The 20,347-nt window shown below is 70.0% G+C and carries 12 protein-coding genes and 1 pseudogene; 5 read left to right on the forward strand and 8 right to left on the reverse strand.

What is annotated here, in order from left to right:
* Positions 1-164 precede the first annotated feature (164 nt).
* Positions 165-3,167, reverse strand: coding sequence for an amino acid adenylation domain-containing protein (locus tag ACSMXO_RS28810; RefSeq protein ID WP_455414610.1), 3,003 nt, complete (start codon positions 3,165-3,167; stop codon positions 165-167).
* A 439-nt stretch (positions 3,168-3,606) separates the two neighbouring features.
* Between ACSMXO_RS28810 and ACSMXO_RS28815 the strand changes: the two genes are divergently transcribed.
* Complete coding sequence (locus tag ACSMXO_RS28815) at positions 3,607-4,503, forward strand: tryptophan 2,3-dioxygenase (protein ID WP_455414611.1); 897 nt, start codon at positions 3,607-3,609, stop codon at positions 4,501-4,503.
* Between the two features lie 98 nt (positions 4,504-4,601).
* Here the strand turns inward: ACSMXO_RS28815 and ACSMXO_RS28820 are convergent, their stop codons facing one another.
* Together ACSMXO_RS28820 and ACSMXO_RS28825 are read right to left on the reverse strand one after the other, a co-directional pair.
* A complete protein-coding gene (locus tag ACSMXO_RS28820; protein WP_455414612.1) occupies positions 4,602-6,440 on the reverse strand; it encodes a BTAD domain-containing putative transcriptional regulator in 1,839 nt (612 codons plus the stop codon).
* A gap of 344 nt (positions 6,441-6,784) precedes the next feature.
* Positions 6,785-7,291: a tyrosine-type recombinase/integrase gene (locus ACSMXO_RS28825; RefSeq protein ID WP_455414613.1), complete on the reverse strand. Its 507-nt coding sequence runs from the start codon at positions 7,289-7,291 to the stop codon at positions 6,785-6,787.
* 13 nt (positions 7,292-7,304) lie between these two features.
* Here ACSMXO_RS28825 and ACSMXO_RS28830 point away from each other — a divergent pair.
* A pseudogene (locus ACSMXO_RS28830) lies at positions 7,305-7,454 on the forward strand (IS5 family transposase); the annotation flags it as partial.
* A gap of 332 nt (positions 7,455-7,786) precedes the next feature.
* On the opposite strand, the gene ACSMXO_RS28835 reads toward ACSMXO_RS28830, so the two are convergent.
* The 5 genes from ACSMXO_RS28835 to ACSMXO_RS28855 are packed head-to-tail and all read right to left on the reverse strand — an operon-like array spanning position 7,787 to position 17,543.
* Positions 7,787-8,326, reverse strand: coding sequence for a flavin reductase family protein (locus ACSMXO_RS28835; RefSeq protein ID WP_455414614.1), 540 nt, complete (start codon positions 8,324-8,326; stop codon positions 7,787-7,789).
* Positions 8,326-9,372 (reverse strand): ornithine cyclodeaminase, encoded by a 1,047-nt coding sequence (locus ACSMXO_RS28840; RefSeq protein WP_346263576.1) that lies wholly within the window; start codon positions 9,370-9,372, stop codon positions 8,326-8,328. Before ACSMXO_RS28840 ends, ACSMXO_RS28835 begins: the two co-directional genes overlap by 1 nt.
* Entirely contained in the window at positions 9,369-10,817 is a 1,449-nt protein-coding gene (locus tag ACSMXO_RS28845; RefSeq protein WP_455414615.1) for an aldehyde dehydrogenase, read from the reverse strand. Before ACSMXO_RS28845 ends, ACSMXO_RS28840 begins: the two co-directional genes overlap by 4 nt.
* A 1-nt stretch (position 10,818) precedes the next feature.
* A complete protein-coding gene (locus tag ACSMXO_RS28850) occupies positions 10,819-12,372 on the reverse strand; it encodes a 4-hydroxyphenylacetate 3-hydroxylase family protein (RefSeq protein WP_455414616.1) in 1,554 nt (517 codons plus the stop codon).
* A gap of 17 nt (positions 12,373-12,389) precedes the next feature.
* The gene (locus ACSMXO_RS28855) at positions 12,390-17,543 is read right to left on the reverse strand and encodes a type I polyketide synthase (protein ID WP_455414617.1); all 5,154 of its coding nucleotides are present in this window, start codon (positions 17,541-17,543) and stop codon (positions 12,390-12,392) included.
* 535 nt (positions 17,544-18,078) lie between these two features.
* On the opposite strand from ACSMXO_RS28855, the gene ACSMXO_RS28860 reads away from it, so the two are divergent.
* The 3 genes from ACSMXO_RS28860 to ACSMXO_RS28870 are packed head-to-tail and all read left to right on the forward strand — an operon-like array spanning position 18,079 to position 20,296.
* Entirely contained in the window at positions 18,079-19,020 is a 942-nt protein-coding gene (locus tag ACSMXO_RS28860) for an amidohydrolase family protein (protein ID WP_455414618.1), read from the forward strand.
* The gene (locus tag ACSMXO_RS28865; RefSeq protein WP_346263581.1) at positions 19,017-19,346 is read left to right on the forward strand and encodes a 2Fe-2S iron-sulfur cluster-binding protein; all 330 of its coding nucleotides are present in this window, start codon (positions 19,017-19,019) and stop codon (positions 19,344-19,346) included. The genes ACSMXO_RS28860 and ACSMXO_RS28865 overlap by 4 nt, the downstream gene beginning before the upstream one ends.
* A gap of 35 nt (positions 19,347-19,381) precedes the next feature.
* Positions 19,382-20,296 carry a catechol 2,3-dioxygenase gene (locus tag ACSMXO_RS28870; RefSeq protein ID WP_346263582.1) on the forward strand — a complete coding sequence of 305 codons (915 nt, stop codon included), beginning with the start codon at positions 19,382-19,384 and terminating at the stop codon, positions 20,294-20,296.
* The last annotated feature ends 51 nt before the right edge of the window (positions 20,297-20,347 follow it).

Consider the following 20,347-nt stretch of genomic DNA (forward strand, 5'->3'; position numbering starts at 1 on the left):
GGGATCGACCGCCGGCTCGCGTGCGGTGTCGGCGGGGCAAGTCGCGCCCTGGACCGACGACCCGGCAGCCTTCGCCGGTCCCTCCCGGCGAGGTGAACGAGTAGGCAGGGCGGGCATCCGCCACCCCAGGCATCGGATCGCCACCGCCAACCCGTCGTCGACGCCTACCCGTCAGCGGTCGAGCCCTCGGCGAGTACCGCGTCTTCGACGACCGCGGCTATGGCCGCGACCGTCCGGGCGGTCAGCAGGTCCCGCACCGAAACGTGTACGTCGAGGTACGCCCCGATCCGTACGGCGATCTGAGTCAGGGTGAGGGAATTGGCCCCGATGTCGGTCAGGTCATCGTCAGTGCTGAGCGTGTCGGCGGCCACCCCGAAGACCTCGCCCGCGATCGCCACCACGGCTTTCTCCGCACTGGTTCGCGGCGACACGACCGGCCTCGTCCGTGCAGACCGCTTGGACGGCGCCGGCAGCCTCGCCCGGTCGACCTTGCCCACCGGCGTCAACGGAAACTCGTCCAGCGCGACGATGAAGTCGGGGACCATCGGGGCCGGCAGTCGTTCGCTGACGTACCGGCGCAGGTCCGCGGCGAGCGCGGCGTTGCGGGTCCGGGCCAGCGGGTCGCTCGCCAGCGCCGAAGGAATCCCGCCACCGGTCGGGAAGGCGATCTCGGGTTGCCGGCCCCCCGTATGACCGCGCTTGATCCAAACCGCGTCGAGGGCGCCGTCGGCACGTCCTCCGAGCCAGCTCAGAAACAACTCGTAGTCCGTGCCGGCGGTCAACTCCGCCAGGGCGGTCGCCGACAGCCCCGCCTCCGCGCCCGCTGCCGCCGCGCGAAGCTGCGCCACGGTCGCGGCCGGCCCCGCGGAGGTCGCTCGTGTCCAGGCGGCGACGTACGGGACCGTGCGCGCGTTCGGCACCCCGGTCACGCCTATCACCGGCTCGGTGCCGCTGGCCAGCAGCTCCCGCAGCCTTTCCGGGCACATCCCGTCCGCCGTCCAGTCCCGCCACGTGACGTCCACCGGCGCCCGGTCGGCGGCACCGACGTGTAGCACCACGTCGTACCGGAAGGTCGTCAACTCGTTGGCGTACCTGCCGCGTTTCGGCCGTACTTCGACCGCGCCAACCCTCGCTAACCGCTGTCGCAGGTCGCCGAAGAGTGCGGGGTGGACGGTCAGCTCTGGATCGTGGGCAGTGCCGAGGTGGACCTGGGAGACGAACTCCTCGACGGACAGGTCGTCGGTGGCCTGGTACAGCACGAGGGAGGTTTGGAAGGCGGTCTGTAACGGAAGGCTGCGAACGTCGCCGACCAGGACCTTGCCACCGTCCGCCACCAGATCGACCACGCCTTCCAGCGCGGCGGTCAGGTACTCGACGCTCGGGAAGTACTGGACCACGGAGTTGATCACGGCGGTATCGAATTTCCGGCGCGGTAGGTCGGCCAGGTCGGTCGCCTCCCGCTCGAGCAGCTTTACCCTGTCACCGAGCCCTCGCGACCGGAGGCGCCGGGCCAGGTGTTCGAGCGCTTCGGCGGACAGGTCGAGCCCCACATAGGAGCGGACGTCCGGGCCGATGGTCTTCACGATCATGCCGGTCCCGCAGCCGATCTCGACCACGTCCCGCGGGTGGAAGGATTGGATCTGGGCTACGGTCTCGTCCAGCCAGTCGCGCATCTCCCGGCGCGGAAGCGGCTTGCCGGTGTAACTGGAATTCCAGCCGACGAGATCGCCGTTCCCGTGTTCGGCTGCGCCCGCGACCCGCCGCCAGTCGCGAACCCACTCGTGTTCCAGGCTGGCGACACGTGGCCGCCGTTTTTCCGGCACCACGTAGCCGACCAGGTAGGCGCTGGACGCGGTGGCACCGTGCACCCGCGCTACGGCGCTGGTGACCCCCTCGTGCTGGCCCAGCACCGACTCGACCTCCGCGAGTTCCACCCGGTGCCCGCGGATCTTCACCTGCTGGTCCCGTCTTCCGAGGAACTCGATGGCCCCGTCGGACCGCCGTCGGCCCAGATCGCCGGTCAGGTACAGCCGGCCGCCCGGCTCTACGCCGAACGGGTCCGGCGGGAAACGCGTCGCCGTCAGAGCGGGCTGGCCCCGGTACCCCCGCCCGACGGCGACGCCGCCGACACAAATCTCGCCGGTCGCGCCGTCTGGAACGGGTCGGCCCGCCGAATCGAGCAGGTGGATGTCGACGCCGTCTATCGGCCAGCCGATCGGGACACGTCCCGTGTCGGACGGCGAGTCACCGAGCACCGCCATGGTAACGATCACCGACGACTCCGCTGGGCCATAGACGTTCACCACGTCGAACGGCAGCCCAGACGGCGGCCACGCATGCACGGTCTCGCCGCCCTGGAAGAGGCATCGCAAGGGAAGCGCGTCCAGGCCGGGCAGTGCCAGGAACAGGTCGGCGAGCGCGGTGACCATGGACACCACGGTCAACCCTGCCGCCCGGACCGTCTCAGCGAGCGCGGCGACGTCGTTGCGGACGTGCTCCTCGATCGCGACGCAACATGCCCCCGACATCAGCGCCGGCCACAACTCGAAGGCGGCCGCGTCGAAGCTCAGCGGGATGAGCAGAGCTACCCGGTCCGCCGTCGTGTACCGCAGCGCCCGGGCGACCCATCGGGAGATGTTGGCCAGACCGGCGTGCTCGAGCATGACGCCCTTCGGCGTGCCGGTGGATCCCGACGTGTACAGGACGTAGGCGAGACTTCGCGGCGTGTGGGCTTGCGCTGGGGCGATGTCCGGACCGGCGGCGATCGTCGCGGCCTCGACGTCGACCAGCACCACGTGCGTGGCAGCGGCTGCCGTCACCAGGTCGGACAGGTCCGACCGGGTCACCAGAATCGGGGGCGAACTGTCGTCGAGCATCCGCTGCAACCGCTGCGACGGATAGGCTGGATCTAGCGGGACGACCGCTCCGCCGGCCTTCAGGGCGGCCACCAGGGCGATGTAGTGCTGCGGAGAACGGTCGAGGAGGACCGCGACGAGGATCTCCGGTCCCACCCCCAACGAAATCAAATGATGGGCGAGGCGGTTGGCCTCACGCTCCAGTTCCGCATAGCTCAGCCGGCAATCGGGAAACTCGACCGAGATCGCATCCGGCGTCTGGGCGGCTCGCGCGGCGAAGACCTGGTGCACCGGTTCGTACGGCACGTCCATGCGGGCAGTGTCCGGCTGAAGCCGGCGATCGTGGCTCATCGACGCACCACTCCTCAGCCCTTGAATTGAAACCTCGAAGGTCAGCCCTGGCCGGCGGACCGGGAAGCGCCGTGCGTGGCCTCGCCGGCGGTCCCGGCATTAGGCCGCCAGTAGCGTCGCAATAGTCGATCCGCGCGTTCATTGTCATCGCTCGGACCACCGCATTCCCATCCGCACGCCACCCGGCTGCCACCCGGTTGCCGTCACGTGCCGAACACGTACCGGGCCGGCCTTGTCACCCCGGTCCACCGGTGGTTATGGTCCCGGTCATGGAGGTCATCTCTGCTGGCTGGGTGCGTATCACCCCGCTGTTCGTCCGGTCGTACGGAGCGACGAGAGCCAGGTTCGACAGGCGTGCTCAGAGATTTGGAATCGACGCGCGTTCTGCTGGAATACGGCAGTGAACGACGCCGTCTCACAGCCTGGCCGAAGATGGCAGCGACTCACCGAGGAGGAGCGGGTTGCTCGCGTCACGAAGGGCCCTGAGAGCGTGGTCGTTGATTCGGCCGGCAATCCCAATCCCTACAGCGCATATCAGAACCTGGGCACGCTCCTCTCCCTCCAGAATGTGCGAACGACCGCCGCCGAGGAGCTGCCGTTCTATATCGTCACGCAGGTCAAGGAACTGCTCTTCAAGCTACTGGCCACGGAGGTTCGGCGCGCCCGCGACGACCTGTTCGGCGACGACCTTCCCCAAGCCATCCGGATCCTGTCCCGGGTGAGCCGGGAACAACGATTGTTGACCGAGTGCTGGCACGTCCTCAGTGACATCTCGCCGACCGAGTTCGTCAAGTTCCGCGACGAACTGGGGCCGGCTTCCGGGCTGCAGTCGTATACGTACCGGCAATTGGAGTTCGTCCTCGGCAGGAAGGTAAAGGCAGTCATCCGGCCACACGCCAACGACGCTGAGGTGTATCGGTCGCTCGAGAAGGCATTGTCGGAGCCCAGCCTGTACGACGCCGCGCTGCACGCGCTGCGGCGTGCCCGCCTCCCCGTACCGGATGACGTTCTCGACCGCGACCTGTCCGAACCGTACGAGCCGTCGGAGGCGGTGGTCGAGGCGTGGCACCACGTCTACCTCGACCAGGGTGCGCACCGGCAGATGTACCTGCTCGCCGAGACACTGATGGAAGTGGCGTACGAGTTCTCCCGGTGGCGCGCTGTCCACCTGCTGGTCGTCGAGCGGATCCTCGGTGCGAAGCCCGGCTCGGGCGGCAGTTCCGGCGTCGGCTGGTTGAGCAAGACGGCCGCCCATCGGTTCTTTCCGGAACTGTGGACCGTCCGCGACCGCATCTGACTTCCGGTGAGACCTCGGTGAGGGGACGACTCCGGAAGTGGCTTCTTCCCACCGGGCCGGTACTCGATTCGCATGCCCGCGCTATGTCCGCCGGCTGGTCAGGGATTTCGCCCGGTGGGCGTACGGCCGGGAGGGTCGGGCACGAACACCAGGTCGCGCGCGAACAGATAGCCAAGCTCGTCAAGGAAGTAGCGCGTATCGCCGGTCTCGGGGTCGAGTTCGGCCTGCAACATCCGAGCATCGACCAGGTATTCGAGTACCTCGTCGGCCTCGGCCAACGACATATCCGCGACCTTGGCGCACGACTGCCGGCTTAGCCGGCATCGCGGCAGGAGCGCGAGGCTGCGGAGCATCCACCGGCACGTTCCGTCGAGCAGTTCGAACAGCGTGGACAGCCGAGCGCCGACGCCATCGTTGCGCCAGCACAGCTCGTTAAGTCGCTGTATCGGGTCCGCCAGGCGGCTCGCCTGGGTGGCGATCGACCAGTGTGGCTTGGCCGCTAGCCGGGCCCCGACGACCCGAATTGCCAGTGGTACGTAGTCACAGAGCCGCAATATCTCCTCGGCCGCGCCCGGCTCCTGCTCCACACGACCGTGACCGACCAGCCGGGCGAGCATCGTCATCGCGTCATCGTGGGCCAACGGGCCAACCTCGATAGGCTGGGTGACGGACAGCCCCGTGATGGGCGCCCTGCTGGTAATCAGGGTGACGCACCCACCGGCGGCGACGAGCGGATCCACGATGGCCTCGTCGGCGGCGTCGTCCAGGATGACCACCATCCGGCGCTCGGCGAGCAGGCTCCGGTACAGGTCGAGCCGGTCGAGGTAGGCCGACGGCAGGTCGGCGCCCAACGCACCAAGGAAACGTCCCAAGACCCTGTTCGGGTCGGTCGACGACGGGCGGGAGCCCGAGAGGTCGGCGTACAGGCAGCCGTCCGGGAGCTGCGGCTGCATCCGGTGGGCCACATGCAGCGCAAGTGCGGTCTTGCCGATTCCGATACGGCCGGTGAGCACACATGCGCCGGAGACCTGGCCGGCCTGCCTCCGGGCCGCGATGGCGCGGATCTCGTCCAGTTCCCGTCCCCGACCGACGAAGACGGCCGCGTCCGGCGGCAACTGCTGCGGCTGTATCGGGCGGCGTTCCGTCAACACGGACCGCACCGGCACCACCGGGTCGCGCAGGTCGAGGCTCGGGTCCTTGGCCAGAATCGCCTTGTGGAGGCGGCGCAGATCGTTGCCGGGCTCCAGGCCCAGTTCGCCGACGAAGGTGCGGTGGGTACGCCGGTAGACATCGAGTGCGTCGGCCTGCCGGTTCGCCCGGTACAGTGCGAGCATCAGCTTGGCGTGCAGGCCCTCCCGCAACGGGTACTCGATGACCAGCCGCGATAGTTCGCCGATCACCTCGTGGTGGCGGCCGAGCTGTAGCTCGTAGTCCAGACACTCTTCCAGCACCGCGACCCGGCGCTCGTCGAGTTGCGCCGCACTCGCCCTCAGCACGCGTGTGTTGAGGCCGTCGAGGGCAGCACCGCGCCACAGCGCCAATGCCGCCCGCAGGCTCGCCGTCGCGTCCACAACCTGGCCCTCCGCCGCAGCCCTGCGGGCCCGTCGGATCTCGGCGTCGAACTGAATGTAGTCGAGATCGTCGTCAACCAGTTGCAGTGCGTAACCGGCCGGACGGCTCCAAATGACATTCTGCCCAGCGCCGAGCATCTGGAACCGGCGACGGAGCGCGGAGAGACAGTTCTGTACCTGCTCCTTGGCGGTGGCGGGTGGGGAGGTGTCCCACACGGACTCCACCAGCCGCGGAACGGGCACGGTGTTGCCGGCCTCCAACAGCAGGGTGGCCAGCAGGATCCGCTGGCGCAGCCCGCTCAGCTCGACGGGAACACCTGCCTGCAAGACCTCCAGGGACCCGAGAATTGAGTACTGCAAATGCACCTCCTCGGCTCGTTGCCGTGGTGTATGGCACGCTTCCCATGCGTGTATCCGACCTGCCAGCGGCCGGTACGGCCAGCGTGCCGCGGTGCGACCGATGCCGGTCGGTCGTCACCAGCACCAGGCAGGGTCAATCTGTATTGACGCCTCTCGTGCTGCTAGACGCCGCTCGATCAACGTAGAGGAACGCCCATACATCCGCGATCTAATACAGATATACGCGTCGTTCCGAGCCCGGCGTCGATGCTCCTGAGGGATGCTCGTGACTCGGTGGCTTGTCCAGGGCTGCCGCACCTGATCCCCAGATCCGTCATGGACGGATCAGCCAGGTCCGGCATCCCTCGTTTCTACACGCGCTCGCCGATGCCCAGTCTGACTTGGGTCTCCTGTGCCTGCTCGGCCGCGGCGCTGGCTCCGTAGTGGCGGGGCATGTCCTCCGAGGTCCAGCCCAGCAAGAGCATCAGATCTCCCATGTCTCCCCCGGCGCGCTTCCACTCGTGGGCGAAGCTGTGCCGCCACCGGTGCGCGTGCACGTCCGGCACCCCGGCCGCTTCACCCAGCCGCTTGAGGAGGATCTTGATGCCGTTCGGAGTCAACGGGGCCACGCCGCGACCCGCCAGCCACAGGTTCGGCAGCACGGCACCCTTGTGCTTGTTCCGCGCCCGCAGGTACCGGCTGAGCGCCCGCGCGGTCTTGGATCGGAACCGCACCCGCCGATCCTTGGCGCCCTTGCCGTGGAAGTGCACCGATTCGGTGTTCAGGTCCACGTCAGTCACCAGCAGGTTGCCGAGCTCAGACAGTCGGTCGCCGGTGTTGCAATACAACCGGATCAACGCCTCGTCCCGCAGGTTCACGAAGCCCTTACCCTTGCAGGCCGCCAAAGCCGCGCATCCCGCCCTGGCCAAGACCCGGGTCGACGCCGGCTTCAAGAACAGGGTGATCGAACACGGTGCCACCCACGGCATCGACGTCGAGGTCGTCGCCAAAGACCCGCACGTCAAAGGATTCTCGGTGGTACATCACTCACAAAATACTTGAATCAGACGCCCTCTTACCGGACGTTTGCTTCGCGTTCGCGTCGGTAGCGACCGGGCCGCCGGAACGAATCCTTGAAACCGCAGGCCAGCAGCCGGAATCCAGTTCGGCACCCTACAAGCTTCTACCTCGCACATGCGTGCGGCGGTGGCACCACCTACACCTACCGGACCTTCATTCCGTCCTACCACTGCGGCGCCGGTGTGACTCTCGAAGTCCAGCGGCGAAGCGAGGTTCACCTGTTGACGACCTGATCGGCAGGTGCCCGGCACGGTGCCGACCCGGCAGCGGGTGTGCACCGTGCCGGTCATTGCTCAGGCTGGCGCTGCCGTGTCGGGACCGGCATGGAACCGCCCACAGTGGAACAGCAACGGAGGGCGGTCGTGGACGCGCCGCACGGACAACAGGCGGCCCACCACGATGGCGTGGTCACCGCCGTCGTACGTGCGCCACAGGGCGCACTCCAGCCAGGCGACGGCGTCACGCACCAGGGGCGCACCGGTGTGTGGGCCGTCGACGCACCGGACCCCGCCGAAGCCGGCCGGACCGCTGGGGCGCATGCGACGGGCGAAGTGCCGCGCGACAGCGTCCTGGTCGGCGGCGAGGACCGAGACCGCGAAGGTCCCGGCCGCCACGACACCGTTGAAGGTACGGGTGGTCTTCTCCAGACAGATCAGGATGAGGGGCGGGTCGAGCGAGACGGAGGCGAAGGAGTTGGCGGTCATCCCGTGCGGATCGGTACCACCGACGGTGACCACCGTGACCCCGGTGGCGAAGGTGCCCAGGACAGGACGCAGCTGCGGGATGTCCAGGGGGGACACCTCGGCACCGGGACGTGGTGACGGCGGTGGCATCAGTACGGCAGGAGCGTGCCGACACCGGTCCGGCGCGCGAGGTCGAGGACGGCGGCGGCGAGACCGATGTCGCTGACCCCCATGCCGAACGGGTTGACGACCACGCGGTCCGTGGCGGTGATCGCACGCTTGTACTCGCCGGCGAGCAGACGCGGGATCTCGATGTCGATCCGGCGCGGCCCGTCCGGCGAGGAATCGTCCGGCGAGGAGTCGTCCGGCCCGATCACCCGACCTGCGGCCGCCAACCGGCCGAGCAGACGATGGTCGTCGGCGCAGACCAGTTCCCAGTCGTCGACGATGAGGTGGTCGGCGCCGAGCAGCAGCCCTTCGGTGGCGTCGTCGAGCGAGACGTTGACGAACGTCCCGCCAGGCGACACCCAGTCGAGGTCCACGTACGGCTCGGTGGTGGTCGTCGCCGCCACGGTCAGCTCCGCGCCCTCGACCGCCTCGCGGGCCGTTGGCGTCACCCGGACCTGCCGGCCCGTGCCGAACAGGTCCCGGCATCGGGCGGCGAAGTGCTCGGCGCGGCCCCGATCGAGATCGAACAGGCGCACCTCGCGCAGGGCCGGGGTGACCGGAGCGAGCAGTTCGAGGTGCGTCTCGCTCTGCCGGCCACAGCCCAGGATCGCCAGCCGGGTCACGCCGGCCAGCCCCCGAACGGCGGTAACGGCGACGAACGAGGTGGCCGCCGTGCGCAGGGCGCTGATCCGGGCGCCTTCCATGATGCAGATGGGCCGGGCCGTCTCCGGATCGTCGAGCACCACCAGACCGGCCGCTCGGGGCAGCCCCCGCTCCGCGTTCCCCAGCGAGGCGTTGATGATTTTGCAGCCGTACGCCCCGTCTGCCCATCCGGGCAGGATGAGACTGCGGGCGGCGTGCCCGGAGCGGGTCGTCCAGCGCAGGGCCGCCTCAGGGGACAGCCCGGCGGCACCCTTGGCGTAGGCCACCAGGGTCTGGCCGATCACGGCCGGCACGTCGAGCCGGCTGACCAGTCCGGCGACGTCGGCGGCGGTGAGGTAACGGATACCTTCCTCGGACTGGCTCACGGGCGGTCTCCTTCGTCAATCTGGATCACGACGGCCTTGGGCTCGGTGAAGAAGTCACGGCTGAAGGCACCGCCTTCGCGGCCGATCCCCGAGTCGGCGACTCCACCGAACGGCGCGCGCAGGTCTCGGACGAAAAAGCAGTTGATCCAGACGGTGCCGGCGCGCAGGCGTTTGGCGACTCGGTGCGCCCGGGACAGATCGCTGGTGAAGAGCATGGCGTTCAGGCCGTACCGGGTGTCGTTGGCGAGACGGACCGCCTCCACCTCGTCGGTGAACGGTGTCACGGTCACCACGGGACCGAAGATTTCCTCGCGCCACACGGCGGTGTCGGTGCTGACGCCGGTGAGCACCGTGGGCCGCACCGTCCAGCCCTCGCCGTCACCGCCGGTCACCACCCGGGCACCGGCCTCCTCGGCGCGGCGCACGTGCCGGAGGACGGCCTGGTGGTGGCCGGCGGAGGCGAGCGGGCCGAAGCGGGTCGTCGGGTCGGCCGGGTCACCGCCCGGCAGCGCCTCGGCCGCCGCTACGAACCGGGCCAGGAACGCGTCGTGTATGTCGCGCTGGACGAGCAGCCGGCTGCCGGCGAGACAGATCTGGCCGGCGTTGGTGAAGATTGCCTTGGTCGACCAGGCAACAGCCTGGTCGAGGTCGGCGTCGGCGAAGACCACGCTGGCACCCTTGCCGCCGAGTTCCAGGCTGACGGGTGTCAGGTTGGCAGCGGCTGCGGCGGCGACCGCCCGGCCGGTGGCGGTGCCGCCGGTGAAGGTGACCCGATCGACCCGCGGGTCGGTGACGAGCGGCCCGCCGACGGCGTCGCCCGTGCCGTGCACCACGTTGAGCACGCCCGGTGGCAGGCCGGCCTCGGTCGCGAGCCGCGCCAGGATGGTCGCCGACGCGGGTGTCTGCTCCGACGGTTTGAGGACCACGGTATTGCCCCAGGCGAGGGCCGGCGCGATCTTCCAGGTGGCGAGCATCAGCGGGTAGTTCCACGGACTCACCGCGACCACCACACCGGCCGGTTCGAAGCGGCTGTAGGCGTGGTGGCCGCTGTCCATCGGGTAGGTCTCCGCCGCGCCGAGCCGGGCGTGGTCGGCGAAGAACCGCAGGTTCTGCGCGGCCCGGGGCACGTCCTTGCCACGGCTGTCCCCGATCGGCTTGCCCATGTCGCGCGTGTCGGCGAGCGCCAGTTCCTCGGCGTGCTCCTCGACCAGATCGGCGAGGCGGTGCAGCAGGGCACCGCGCCGACCGAAACCCATCCCGGGCCACGGCCCGGAGTCGAAGGCGGTGCGGGCCGCGGCGACCGCCCGCGCGGCGACGCCGCGGTCGCCGGCCGCCGCGGCCGCCCACGGTTGCCGGGTGAACGGGTTGACCGTCGGTGCCGCCGGACCGTCGTCCGGCGCGGTCTCCGTCCCCTCGACCACGTGCCCGAAGTACGGCGACGCCACCTCAGCTCCGCTTCCACAGTTCCTTGCGCAGCGCCCGCAGATCGTCGTACGACTCGAGGTCGGGCACGGTCCAGCCGGAGAGGTCGTACTCGGCCAGGCACTGGTCGGCGAAGCCCCGGTAGCCGTCGAGCTGACCGGTCATCTCCTGCACGGCCACGATCTCGGCGCGCACGTTCTCGTGGTTGCCCGCGAAGTTCCGCTCGTAGAGTTCGTGGCGGCTGCCGAACTCGGTGCCCACGGCGTCCCACAGCAGCTTCATCAGCTTCACCCGGTCAACGGCCGTCTGACCGGCCGAGCCGCGCAGGAAGCGGTCGAGGTAGGGCCGGATCTCGGGGTTCCCGAAGTCTTCCGCACTGGAGTTGATGTAGATGAGGCCGCTGGCGACGTCCTGCTCGATGATCTCCCGGATCCGCGGGTACCCGATCGTCATGAACCACCGGTACGCCAGGCCGTAGTCCAGCCGGGGCAGCAGGGCGCCGTTCTGCCACTGCTGCGGGTTGCGGGCCGCGGCGTCGCTCAGCGCCCAGAACATGTTGCGCCAGGCCAGAACCTCTCCGACCCGGGTCTGCACGCCGCGGTATCCGCCGGTACCCGTCATGTCGAGCGCCTTCAGCAGCAGGCCCGCAATGAAGTCGATCTTCACGGCGAGCCGGATGCAGCCCTGGAACGTCAGCCGCTCCAGGAAGCCGGAGCGCGGCACGAACGTGCTGACCTGCTCCGGATCTCCGTAGAGGAACACGTTCTCCCAGGGAATCAGCACCTTGTCCAGGATGAAGATGGTGTCGTTCTCGTCCAGCCGGCTCGACAGCGGGTAGTCGAACGGGCTGCCCATCATCGACGCGGTGGCCGAGTACGACGGACGGCAGATCAGCTTCAGCCCGGGCGCGCCCATCGGCACGGTCGCCACGAGCGCGAACTCCCGCTTCTTGATCGGTAGCCCGTAGTGGGAGATGAAGTTGAAGTGGGTCAGCGCCGAGCCGGTGGCGACCACCTTGGCGCCGCTGACCACCAGGCCGTTGTCGGTCTCCTTCTCCACGTGCACGAAGATGTCCTTCGCGGCGTCCGCGGCAAGGTGACGGTCGACCGGGGGATGCACGATCGCGTGGTTCCAGTAGAGGACCTTCTCCTGGGACTCGCGGTACCAGCGGCGGGCGTTCTCCTCGTACGGCGCGTAGAAGTCCGCGTTGGCGCCCAGCGTGCCCAGGAACGCCGCCTTGTAGTCGGGGCTGCGGCCCAGCCAGCCGTAGGAGAGCCTTGCCCATTCGGCGATGGCAGCCCGGTCGGCGACCAGGTCGTCGACGGTGCGGGGGGTCCGGAAGAACGGGTGGGTGAACCCGGTGCCGCTGTCGGTGGGCGCGGTGACCACGTCGCGGCGGGCCGGGTCGTGCAGCGCGTCGTAGAGCCGGGCGGTCATCCGGGCCGGGTTGGCGAACGCGGGGTGCCTGGTCACGTCGTCGACCCGCTCCCCGTACAGGTAGATCTCGCGGCCGTCGCGGAGGCTCTCCAGGTATTCGGCTCCGGTGAACGGCCGGGTGGTGGGTGTGTCAGTGGTCACGGCAACTGCTCCTCGGGTCAGGACGTCGATTCGGTGGTGGTGCGCCCGGCCGTCGCGAGGTCGGCGAGGTGCCCGGCGACGGCGGTGACGGTCGGGTGACGCCACAGCAGCGTGCTGGGCAGGCTGAGCCGCAGTCCCTGCTCGAGCCGACGCCGGATGGACGCGGCCATGATGGAGTCGAGGCCCATCTCCAGCAGCGGCCGGTGCGGGTCGACGTCGCTCTCGTCCGCCTTCATCTCACCGGCGACGACGGAGCGGACCGCCCGGACCATGTGCTCGGCCAGTTCGGCGTCGTCGAGGTCCGCCCAGGCCGGCGCTGGCGAGTCGAGGGCCGACGACGGCGGCGCCTCGACCGTCACGTCCGCCAGCAGCGCCGGGCGCCGGCCGCCGACCGGCACCGGGATCGGCCGGAGGACGGCCACGAACCCGCTGTCGCGCCGGTGGGCGTGCTCCCAGACCCGGAAGGCCTCCCGCAACGTGATGTCGGCGGTGCCCCGCGCGGCGAGCTCGCCGTCGATGAGCACCGACGAGGTCGACATGCCGAGGCCACGCCACGACGTCCAGGCGTAGCTCGTCACCGCGGTGTCCCCGGCCGCCCGCCGGTGCCGGGCGAGCCCGTCGAGGAACGAGTTGGCCGCGGCGTACGCGGCCTGGCCGGGCAGGCCCAGCAGGTGGCCGGCGGAGGAGAACAGCACGAGGAAGTCCAACGTTCCGGGCGGGAATACGGTGTGCAGGGCGAGCGCGCCGTCGGCCTTGGGCCGCAGCGTACGCGCCAGCGCGGCCTCGTCCACCTGGTCGGCCAGTCGGTTCTCGACCACCCCGGCGGCGTGCACGACACCGCGAACGGGGGGCAGACCGAGGATGTCCGGCCGCAGCGCCTGCCGGAGCGCGTCGGTGTCGGCGACGTCGAGCGCGAGCGTACGGACCGTGACGCCGGCCGCCTCCAGCGACCGCACCACGTCGATGCGTGCCTGCTGCTGCTGATCGGCCTCGTGCCAGCGCTCGCGGGGCGGCAGCGCCGTACGACCGGCCAGCACGAGCCGTCGCGCGCCCCGGTTGACCAGCCACCGCGCGACCTCGAGACCCAGCACGCCGAGGCCGCCGGTGATGAGATAGGTCGCGTCGGACCGGCACTCGAACATGGGCCGCACCGGGGGCCCGTCGAGCGGGGTGAGCCGGGCCACGTGGACGGCGCCGTCGTTGACCGACAGCAGCTCCGGACCGGAGGGCGCGCCGAGGACGGCACGCAGGGCCGGTGCCGTCGCGGCCGTCAGCGCCTCGGGCAGGTCCACGATGCCGCCCATGACGTCCGGGTACTCGGTGGCGAGGATCCGGCCGAGTCCCCACAGCGCGGACAGTCCCAGCGACGCCGCCGAGCCCGCACGCACGCCCCGGGTGACGACCCAGACCCGCCGGTCACCCGGCGGCAGCGCGGCCGTTGCCCGTACCGCTCGGAGAACCTGGGCCGACGCGTCGGCGGCGGTGGTGCCGGGCGGCGGGGCCACCAGCACGGTACCGGGCTGCTGCGGTGTCCGCTCCGCAATCGGCACCTCCAGCAGCCCGGCGAGCGACGGATCTCCGAGGACCACGACGTGGTCCGAGGGCGTGGACGCGGGCAGCGGGATCGGCCGCCACGCCAGGTCGAATGCGAGTCGTCCGGGGCTGGCCTCGGCGCGCGGATCACCGTCGAGCACACCGTACCGCAGCCCCGTCAGGACGACGGCGATCGTGCCGTCCGGCCCGGTGACGGCGACCTCGGCGGTGTCCACACCGGACGTTCCGGTGCCGGGCCGCGCGTGCACGGTCACCCGCGTCGGTGGCTCGCCGGTCACGGTGACGCCACGGATCGCCGCCGGCATCCGCAGCACCGGTTCGCCGGGGAAGACCACGGACGCGATGGAGAGCGCGGCGTCCAGGACGCAGGCCCAGCGTCCGGCTCCGGTGCCGCCGCCGGGCGCGTCGACCTCGGCACGTAGTCCACCATCACTGGTTCGCGCCAGACCGGTGACCTGCCAGGAAAATCCCATGCCGCGAACGTCGAGTTCGGCGAGACGCGCGACGACGAAACCGGGGTCTAGTGGAGTGGTCGGGCCGTCCGGGTCGGGGGTCGCGGCCGGCGGCGTGCCGGCAGTACCGGTCCGGGCGGTCGTGTGCACCAGCCAGGCCTCGTCTCGCGGGCCGTCCCCGGCCTCGGGATCGACCAGGCGGGAGGCGAGGTTGACCACGTCGCCCTGGCGCACCACCTGGATCTCCCGCAGCGCGTCGGCCGTCACCGGGGTGCGCAGTGCCACCTCGGTGAGTGCCTCGGCGGACCCCGCCGCCAGGAACGTGCTCAACAGCACCGCCGCGGGCACGATCTCCACGCCCTGCACCGGATGGTCACCGCCGTACGGGCGGGTGGCCGGGTCGAGGTAGGTGTGCCAGAGCTCGACCGGAGTGACCCCGTTGACCACGGTCCGCCCGCCGAGCAGGGTGTGGCTCGCCGGCTCGTGCCGGTCGCCGAGGGCGGTCAGCCGCGGGGTGTTGGTCGCCCAGTAGGAACGGTGTTCCCAGGCGCGCGGCGGCAGCTCGGCGACGTCCTCGCCGGGGTAGATCCCCTCCCAGCCGACCGGTACCCCGGCGCAGTGCGCCGCCGCCAGGCTCTCCAGGAACGTCACCTGGTCGGGTCGGTTGCGCCGCAACGTGGTGAGGACCGTGCCGTCGATCCCTGCCTCGTCGAGCGACTCGCGGATCGAGTGCGCGACCACCGGGTGCGGCGACACCTCCAGGAACGTACGGTGACCGTCGGCGGCGGCGGCGAGGACAGCCGTGTGCAGCAGCACCGGATTGCGCAGGTTCGCCGCCCAGTACGCGCCGTCCCGGGCCGCGCCGTCGCGCGGGTCGGCGAGTGCGGTGGTGTACAGCGGCAACGCCGGCGGCCGGATCACGAGGCCCTCGGCAGCGGCGCGCAGCGCGGGCAGCAGTGGGTCCATCTGCGGGCTGTGGAACGCCACGTCCGAGTCGACGGCGCGCACCGCGACCTCACTCCCCCACTCCGCCATAAGGGCGCGGACCGCTTCCGGCTCGCCGGAAACGACGGTGGAGCTGCCGGAGGAGGCGATCGCCGCCACCACGTCGGTGCGCCCGGTGAGTCGTTCGGCCACCTCGTGGAAACCCAGGGCGACCATCGCCATCGCACCGGCGCCCGCGGCCTGGCGGAGCAGAACCGACCGGCGGCAGACCAGCCGTGCGCCGTCGAGTGGGCTGAGCACCCCGGAGACGACGGCGGCGGCGATCTCGCCGACGGAGTGGCCGATCACCGCCGCAGGACGTAACCCGTTGGCCTGCCAGAGCGCCGCGAGGCCCACCTGCATCGCGTAGATCAGTGGTTGGATCATGTCTACGCCGCGGTATTCGCCGCTGCTCAGCACCTCGGTGGGGGAGAATCCGATCTCGGCGGTGAAGACCGGGTCGAAGTCGTCGAGCACCTTGCCGAACGCCGGCTCCGTCTGGAGCAACTCGCGGCCCATGCCGATCCACTGTGATCCGTGGCCGGAGAAGACCCAGACGGCCGCGCTGTCGGACGGCTCGTGCGTGACGCCGCTGACCGGTGCGTCCGGCCGCCCTTCGGCCAGCGCGGTGAGGCCGGCGACCAGAGCGGGCCGGTCCGCCGCCACTACCGCGGCACGGTGACTGAGGTGGCTGCGGCGTACCGCGAGGGTGTGCCCGACCGCGCCGAGCGGTGTCGTGGCGCCGTCACCGTCGAGCCAGGCGGCCAGCCGGGCGGCGGCCCTGGCCAACCCGGTGCCGCTCGCGGCGGAGATCGGGTAGACGCGGGGCACCTCGGAGTCGGTGCCGACGGCGTCGGCCGGCTTGGGCTCCGACGCCTCCTCGAGGATCAGGTGCGCGATGGTGCCGCCGTAGCCGTATCCGGAGACCCCGGCACGACGCGGCTCGTCGCCGCGCGGCCAGTCCTGGAGTCGGTCGACCACCCGCAGCCCGGTGCCCGCCCAGTCGATCTTCGGGTTGGGTTCGGCCAGGTGCAGGGTGGCGGGCAGCCGGCCGTGCTGGAACGCCAGGACGGTCTTGATGACCCCGGCCACCCCGGCGCCGGCCTCCAGATGCCCGATGTTGGTCTTGACTGAGCCGATCAACAACGGGGTCTGCCGGCCGGATCCCGCACCGAGCGCCACTCCGAGTGCTCCGGCCTCGATCGGGTCGCCGAGCTCGGTGCCGGTGCCGTGCGCCTCGACGTAGCTGACGCTGGCCGGTGGGATGCCGGTCGACCGGTACACCCGGCGGAGCAGGTGCTCCTGGGCCTCGCGACTGGGTGCCATGATCCCGTTGGTGCGGCCGTCCTGGTGGATGCCGCCGCCGCGGATCAGGGCAAGCACCCGGTCGCCGGAGCGGCGCGCGTCGCCGAGCCGCTTGAGCACAATGATCCCGCAGCCCTCGCCGCGGCCGTAGCCGTCGGCGGAGGCGTCGAACGACCGGCTCACCCCGCCCGGCGAGGTGGCGCCCGCCGCGTCGAGGACCATCGTCAGGCCCGGACCGGCCATCAGCATGACACCGCCCGCGAGGGCGAGCGGTGTCTCGTCCATCCACAGACTCTGGCAGGCCAGGTGGATGGCGACCAGCGAGGAGGAGCACGCGGTGTCCACGGCGAGGCTCGGCCCACGCAGGTCGAGGGTGTAGGAGACCCGGTTGGCCACCGCGCAGTAGGCGCTGCCGATCCCGGTGCGCGCCTCGATGCCGGTCAGATCCTCCAGCAACCGGCGGCCGTAGTCGTCGGCACCGACGCCGACGAAGACGCCGGCGTCGTGCTGGGCGAGGGCGCGGGGCGGGATACCCGCGTGTTCGAGGGCCTCCCAGCTGACCTCGAGGGTCATCCGCTGTTGTGGATCCATCAGCTCGGCCTCACGGGGCGAGATGCCGAAGAACCCGGCGTCGAACCCGGCGACGTCGTGCAGGAACGAGCCGCGGCGGTTCACCGTACGCAGCGCTGCCGCGTTGGCCGGGTCCGACCGCAGGTAGTCGTCCCAACGCCCGTCGGGCAGCTCACCGGCGGTGCTGCGGCCGTCGGTCAACAGCCGCCAGAACTCCGCGGGCGAGTCCACACCACCGGGGAACCGGCACGCCATCCCCACGATGGCGATCGGTTCGGCAGTCGTACCGCTGGCTTCATATCGCACGTTCGGGTCCCTTCCCCGCAGAGAGACACTGGATGACGGAGTCTGTGCCAGGTGACGCGCGGGAAAGCCGACGGTTTTACCTGCGGGTCTTCACAACCCGCGGCATTCGCGAACTCATTGCGGCACCGCGTATGCGCCCGAACCTGGCCAGTGCAGAGCAGAAGGACACGCTCGGTGAAGTCGACCCGAAGGCGTGGCAGCGACTGCTTGATAGATCGCTGGTCTATGCAAATCGACAGTACACCGACCCCAGACAGCGGTCAATATGAGGTGTGATCGAAATCACATTGATTGATGATATTGCCGGCTACTGCTAGCGTCTGGACAACAGCGGCCGATTCTCCGGTCCGCCAATGCATGGGGGAATACCAACCGCGACGCGAGTCCACGATCAAGACTGGACCCGACCCGGCGATCTCGAATCGACAGCGGATTAATTCGCACTCGTCGCCGCACACCGGCACTTGCGCCGATATCGCGTGCCCATTCGCCCGTGCACATTCAGAAAATTGTGGTGCCCGCGGAAGGAACCGACGTGACCGGCACAGAGCGAATCGACGTCCATCAGCACATCGTGCCGCCGGGCTACTCCCGCTGGCTCGCCGACAGGGGCCTGACGGCCGGGGGCATGCCGCTGCCCGCCTGGTCGGCCGAGGGGGCCCTGGCCATGATGGACGACCACGGCATCCGTAGCTGCGTCATGTCGGTCTCCACTCCCGGGGTGCACCTCGGCGACGACGCCGAAGCGCGCGACAAGGCCCGCTACGTCAACGAGTACGCCGCTGAGCAGGTAAAAGACCGGCCGGACCGGTTCGGCTTCTTCGCCACGCTGACCCTGCCGGACGTCGACGGAGCCCTGGCGGAGATCGCACACTCCTTCGACGTGCTCGGCGCCGACGGGGTGGTCCTGCTCGCCAACGTGCGCGGCACGTACCTCGGAGACCCGTCTTTCGACCCGGTGATGGCCGAACTCGACCTGCGCGGCGCCGTGGTGCTGATCCACCCGTCACACCTGCCCGGGCCGGGCCTCGACGGCGCGCCGCCATTTCTCGTGGACTTTCTCCTCGACACCGGCCGAGCGGTGCACAATCTGGTCCGGCACGGCGCAATGCGACGCTGGACGCGGATGCGGATCATCCTTTCGCACGGCGGCGGATTCGTGCCCTACGCAGCGCATCGGATGGCCTACGTCCGACGCGACATGGAATTGACCCCGGAAATGTACCTGGCGGATCTCCGGAAGTTCTACTTCGACACCGCGTTGTCCACCAGTCCAGTCTCGCTCCCGTCACTCCTGGCCTTCGCCGACCCGACACACATCGTCTACGGCAGCGACTGGCCATATGCGCCCCTGCCCTCGGTGACGCATTTCAGTAATGAGCTCGACAAGTACTCCGAGATTAGCGACGAGCAGCGCACCGCCCTTTCCCACCGCAACGCCCTCCGGCTGTTCCCCCGGTTCGGCACCCCGGGATGACCGGAAGCGTCGTCGTCCTGCCAACCGGGCTGACTGTGCCGGTCGCCGACGGCGAGACGATCCTGGCCGCGCTGGCCCGGGCCGGATACACCCACACCGTCGGTTGCCGGCGCGGGGGCTGTGGCATGTGCAAGGTGGATCTGCGCGCCGGCAGCGTGCGGTACGACGCCGTGGTCGCCGAGTCCGTGCTCGCCGCCGAGGAACGCGCGGCCGGGACCTGCCTCACCTGCCGTGCCGTCCCGTGCGGCGATGTCGTCGTGGAGCTGCGCCAGGACCGGCTCCGCCGTGCCAACCCCTTCCTTCCACGTACGCCAGGACCCGCCTGACGGACCGACCCGCCCCGGACGATTGGAGCCACAGCATGGGTGTACTGAGAATGGGTTACGTCCACGCCCGCGTGACCGACCTGGAGGAGGCCAAGCAGCACTACGGCGACACAATGGGTCTCTATCCCGTTCTCGCCGAGGACGGCAGGGCCTACTTCAAGGGCTGGGACGAGTGGGACCATCACTCGGTCGTCCTCGAGGAGGGCGGCGTCGGCGTCGCCAAGTTCGGCTTCAAGGTCGCCGACCCGGCCGACATCGGGCGTTTCGAGGACCGCGCGACCCGCTTCGGCTGCACCGTGTCGCGCATGTCCGCCGGGGAGAACCCCGAGGTGAGCGACGGCATCCGGATCGTGCTGCCGTCGGAGCACGTCGTCGAGCTGTACCACGGAATGACGGTGCTGGGCACCGAGGTGGGCACCCACAATCCGGAGGTCTTCCCCCGACACCTGGTGGGCATCGGCGCGCCGCGCCTGGACCACGCCCTCATCACCGCCGAGGACGTCAACCTGATGGAGCGGTTCTTCCGGGAGGTCCTGGGCTTCTACCCCAGCGAGCGCCTCGCGACCTCGCTCGACGCGGACGCCGACTGCATCGCCACCTGGATGACCGTGGGCAACACGGTGCACGACATCGCGATCCTGAAGGGGCCGAACGCCAAGCTCCACCACTTCGCGTTCGAGCTGAGCAGCTGGCACGACATCCTGCGAGCCGGTGACCTGATGGCGATGGACGACGTGCCGGTCGACGTCGGGCCGACCCGGCACGGTATCACCCGCGGGCAGACCATCTACTTCTTCGACCCGTCCGGCAACCGCAACGAGGTCTTCAGCGGCGGCTACGTCGCCTATCCCGACCGGCCGTGCGTCACCTGGACCCCGGACCAGCTGGAGAAGGGCATCTTCTACATCAGTCGCGAGGTCAACGACCGGTTCACCGCCGCGCTGACCTGACCCTGACCGACACCCCCGGAAGAGCCCCGCCGTACACCGGCGGGGCTCTCT

Source organism: Plantactinospora sp. DSM 117369, assembly GCF_053764795.1.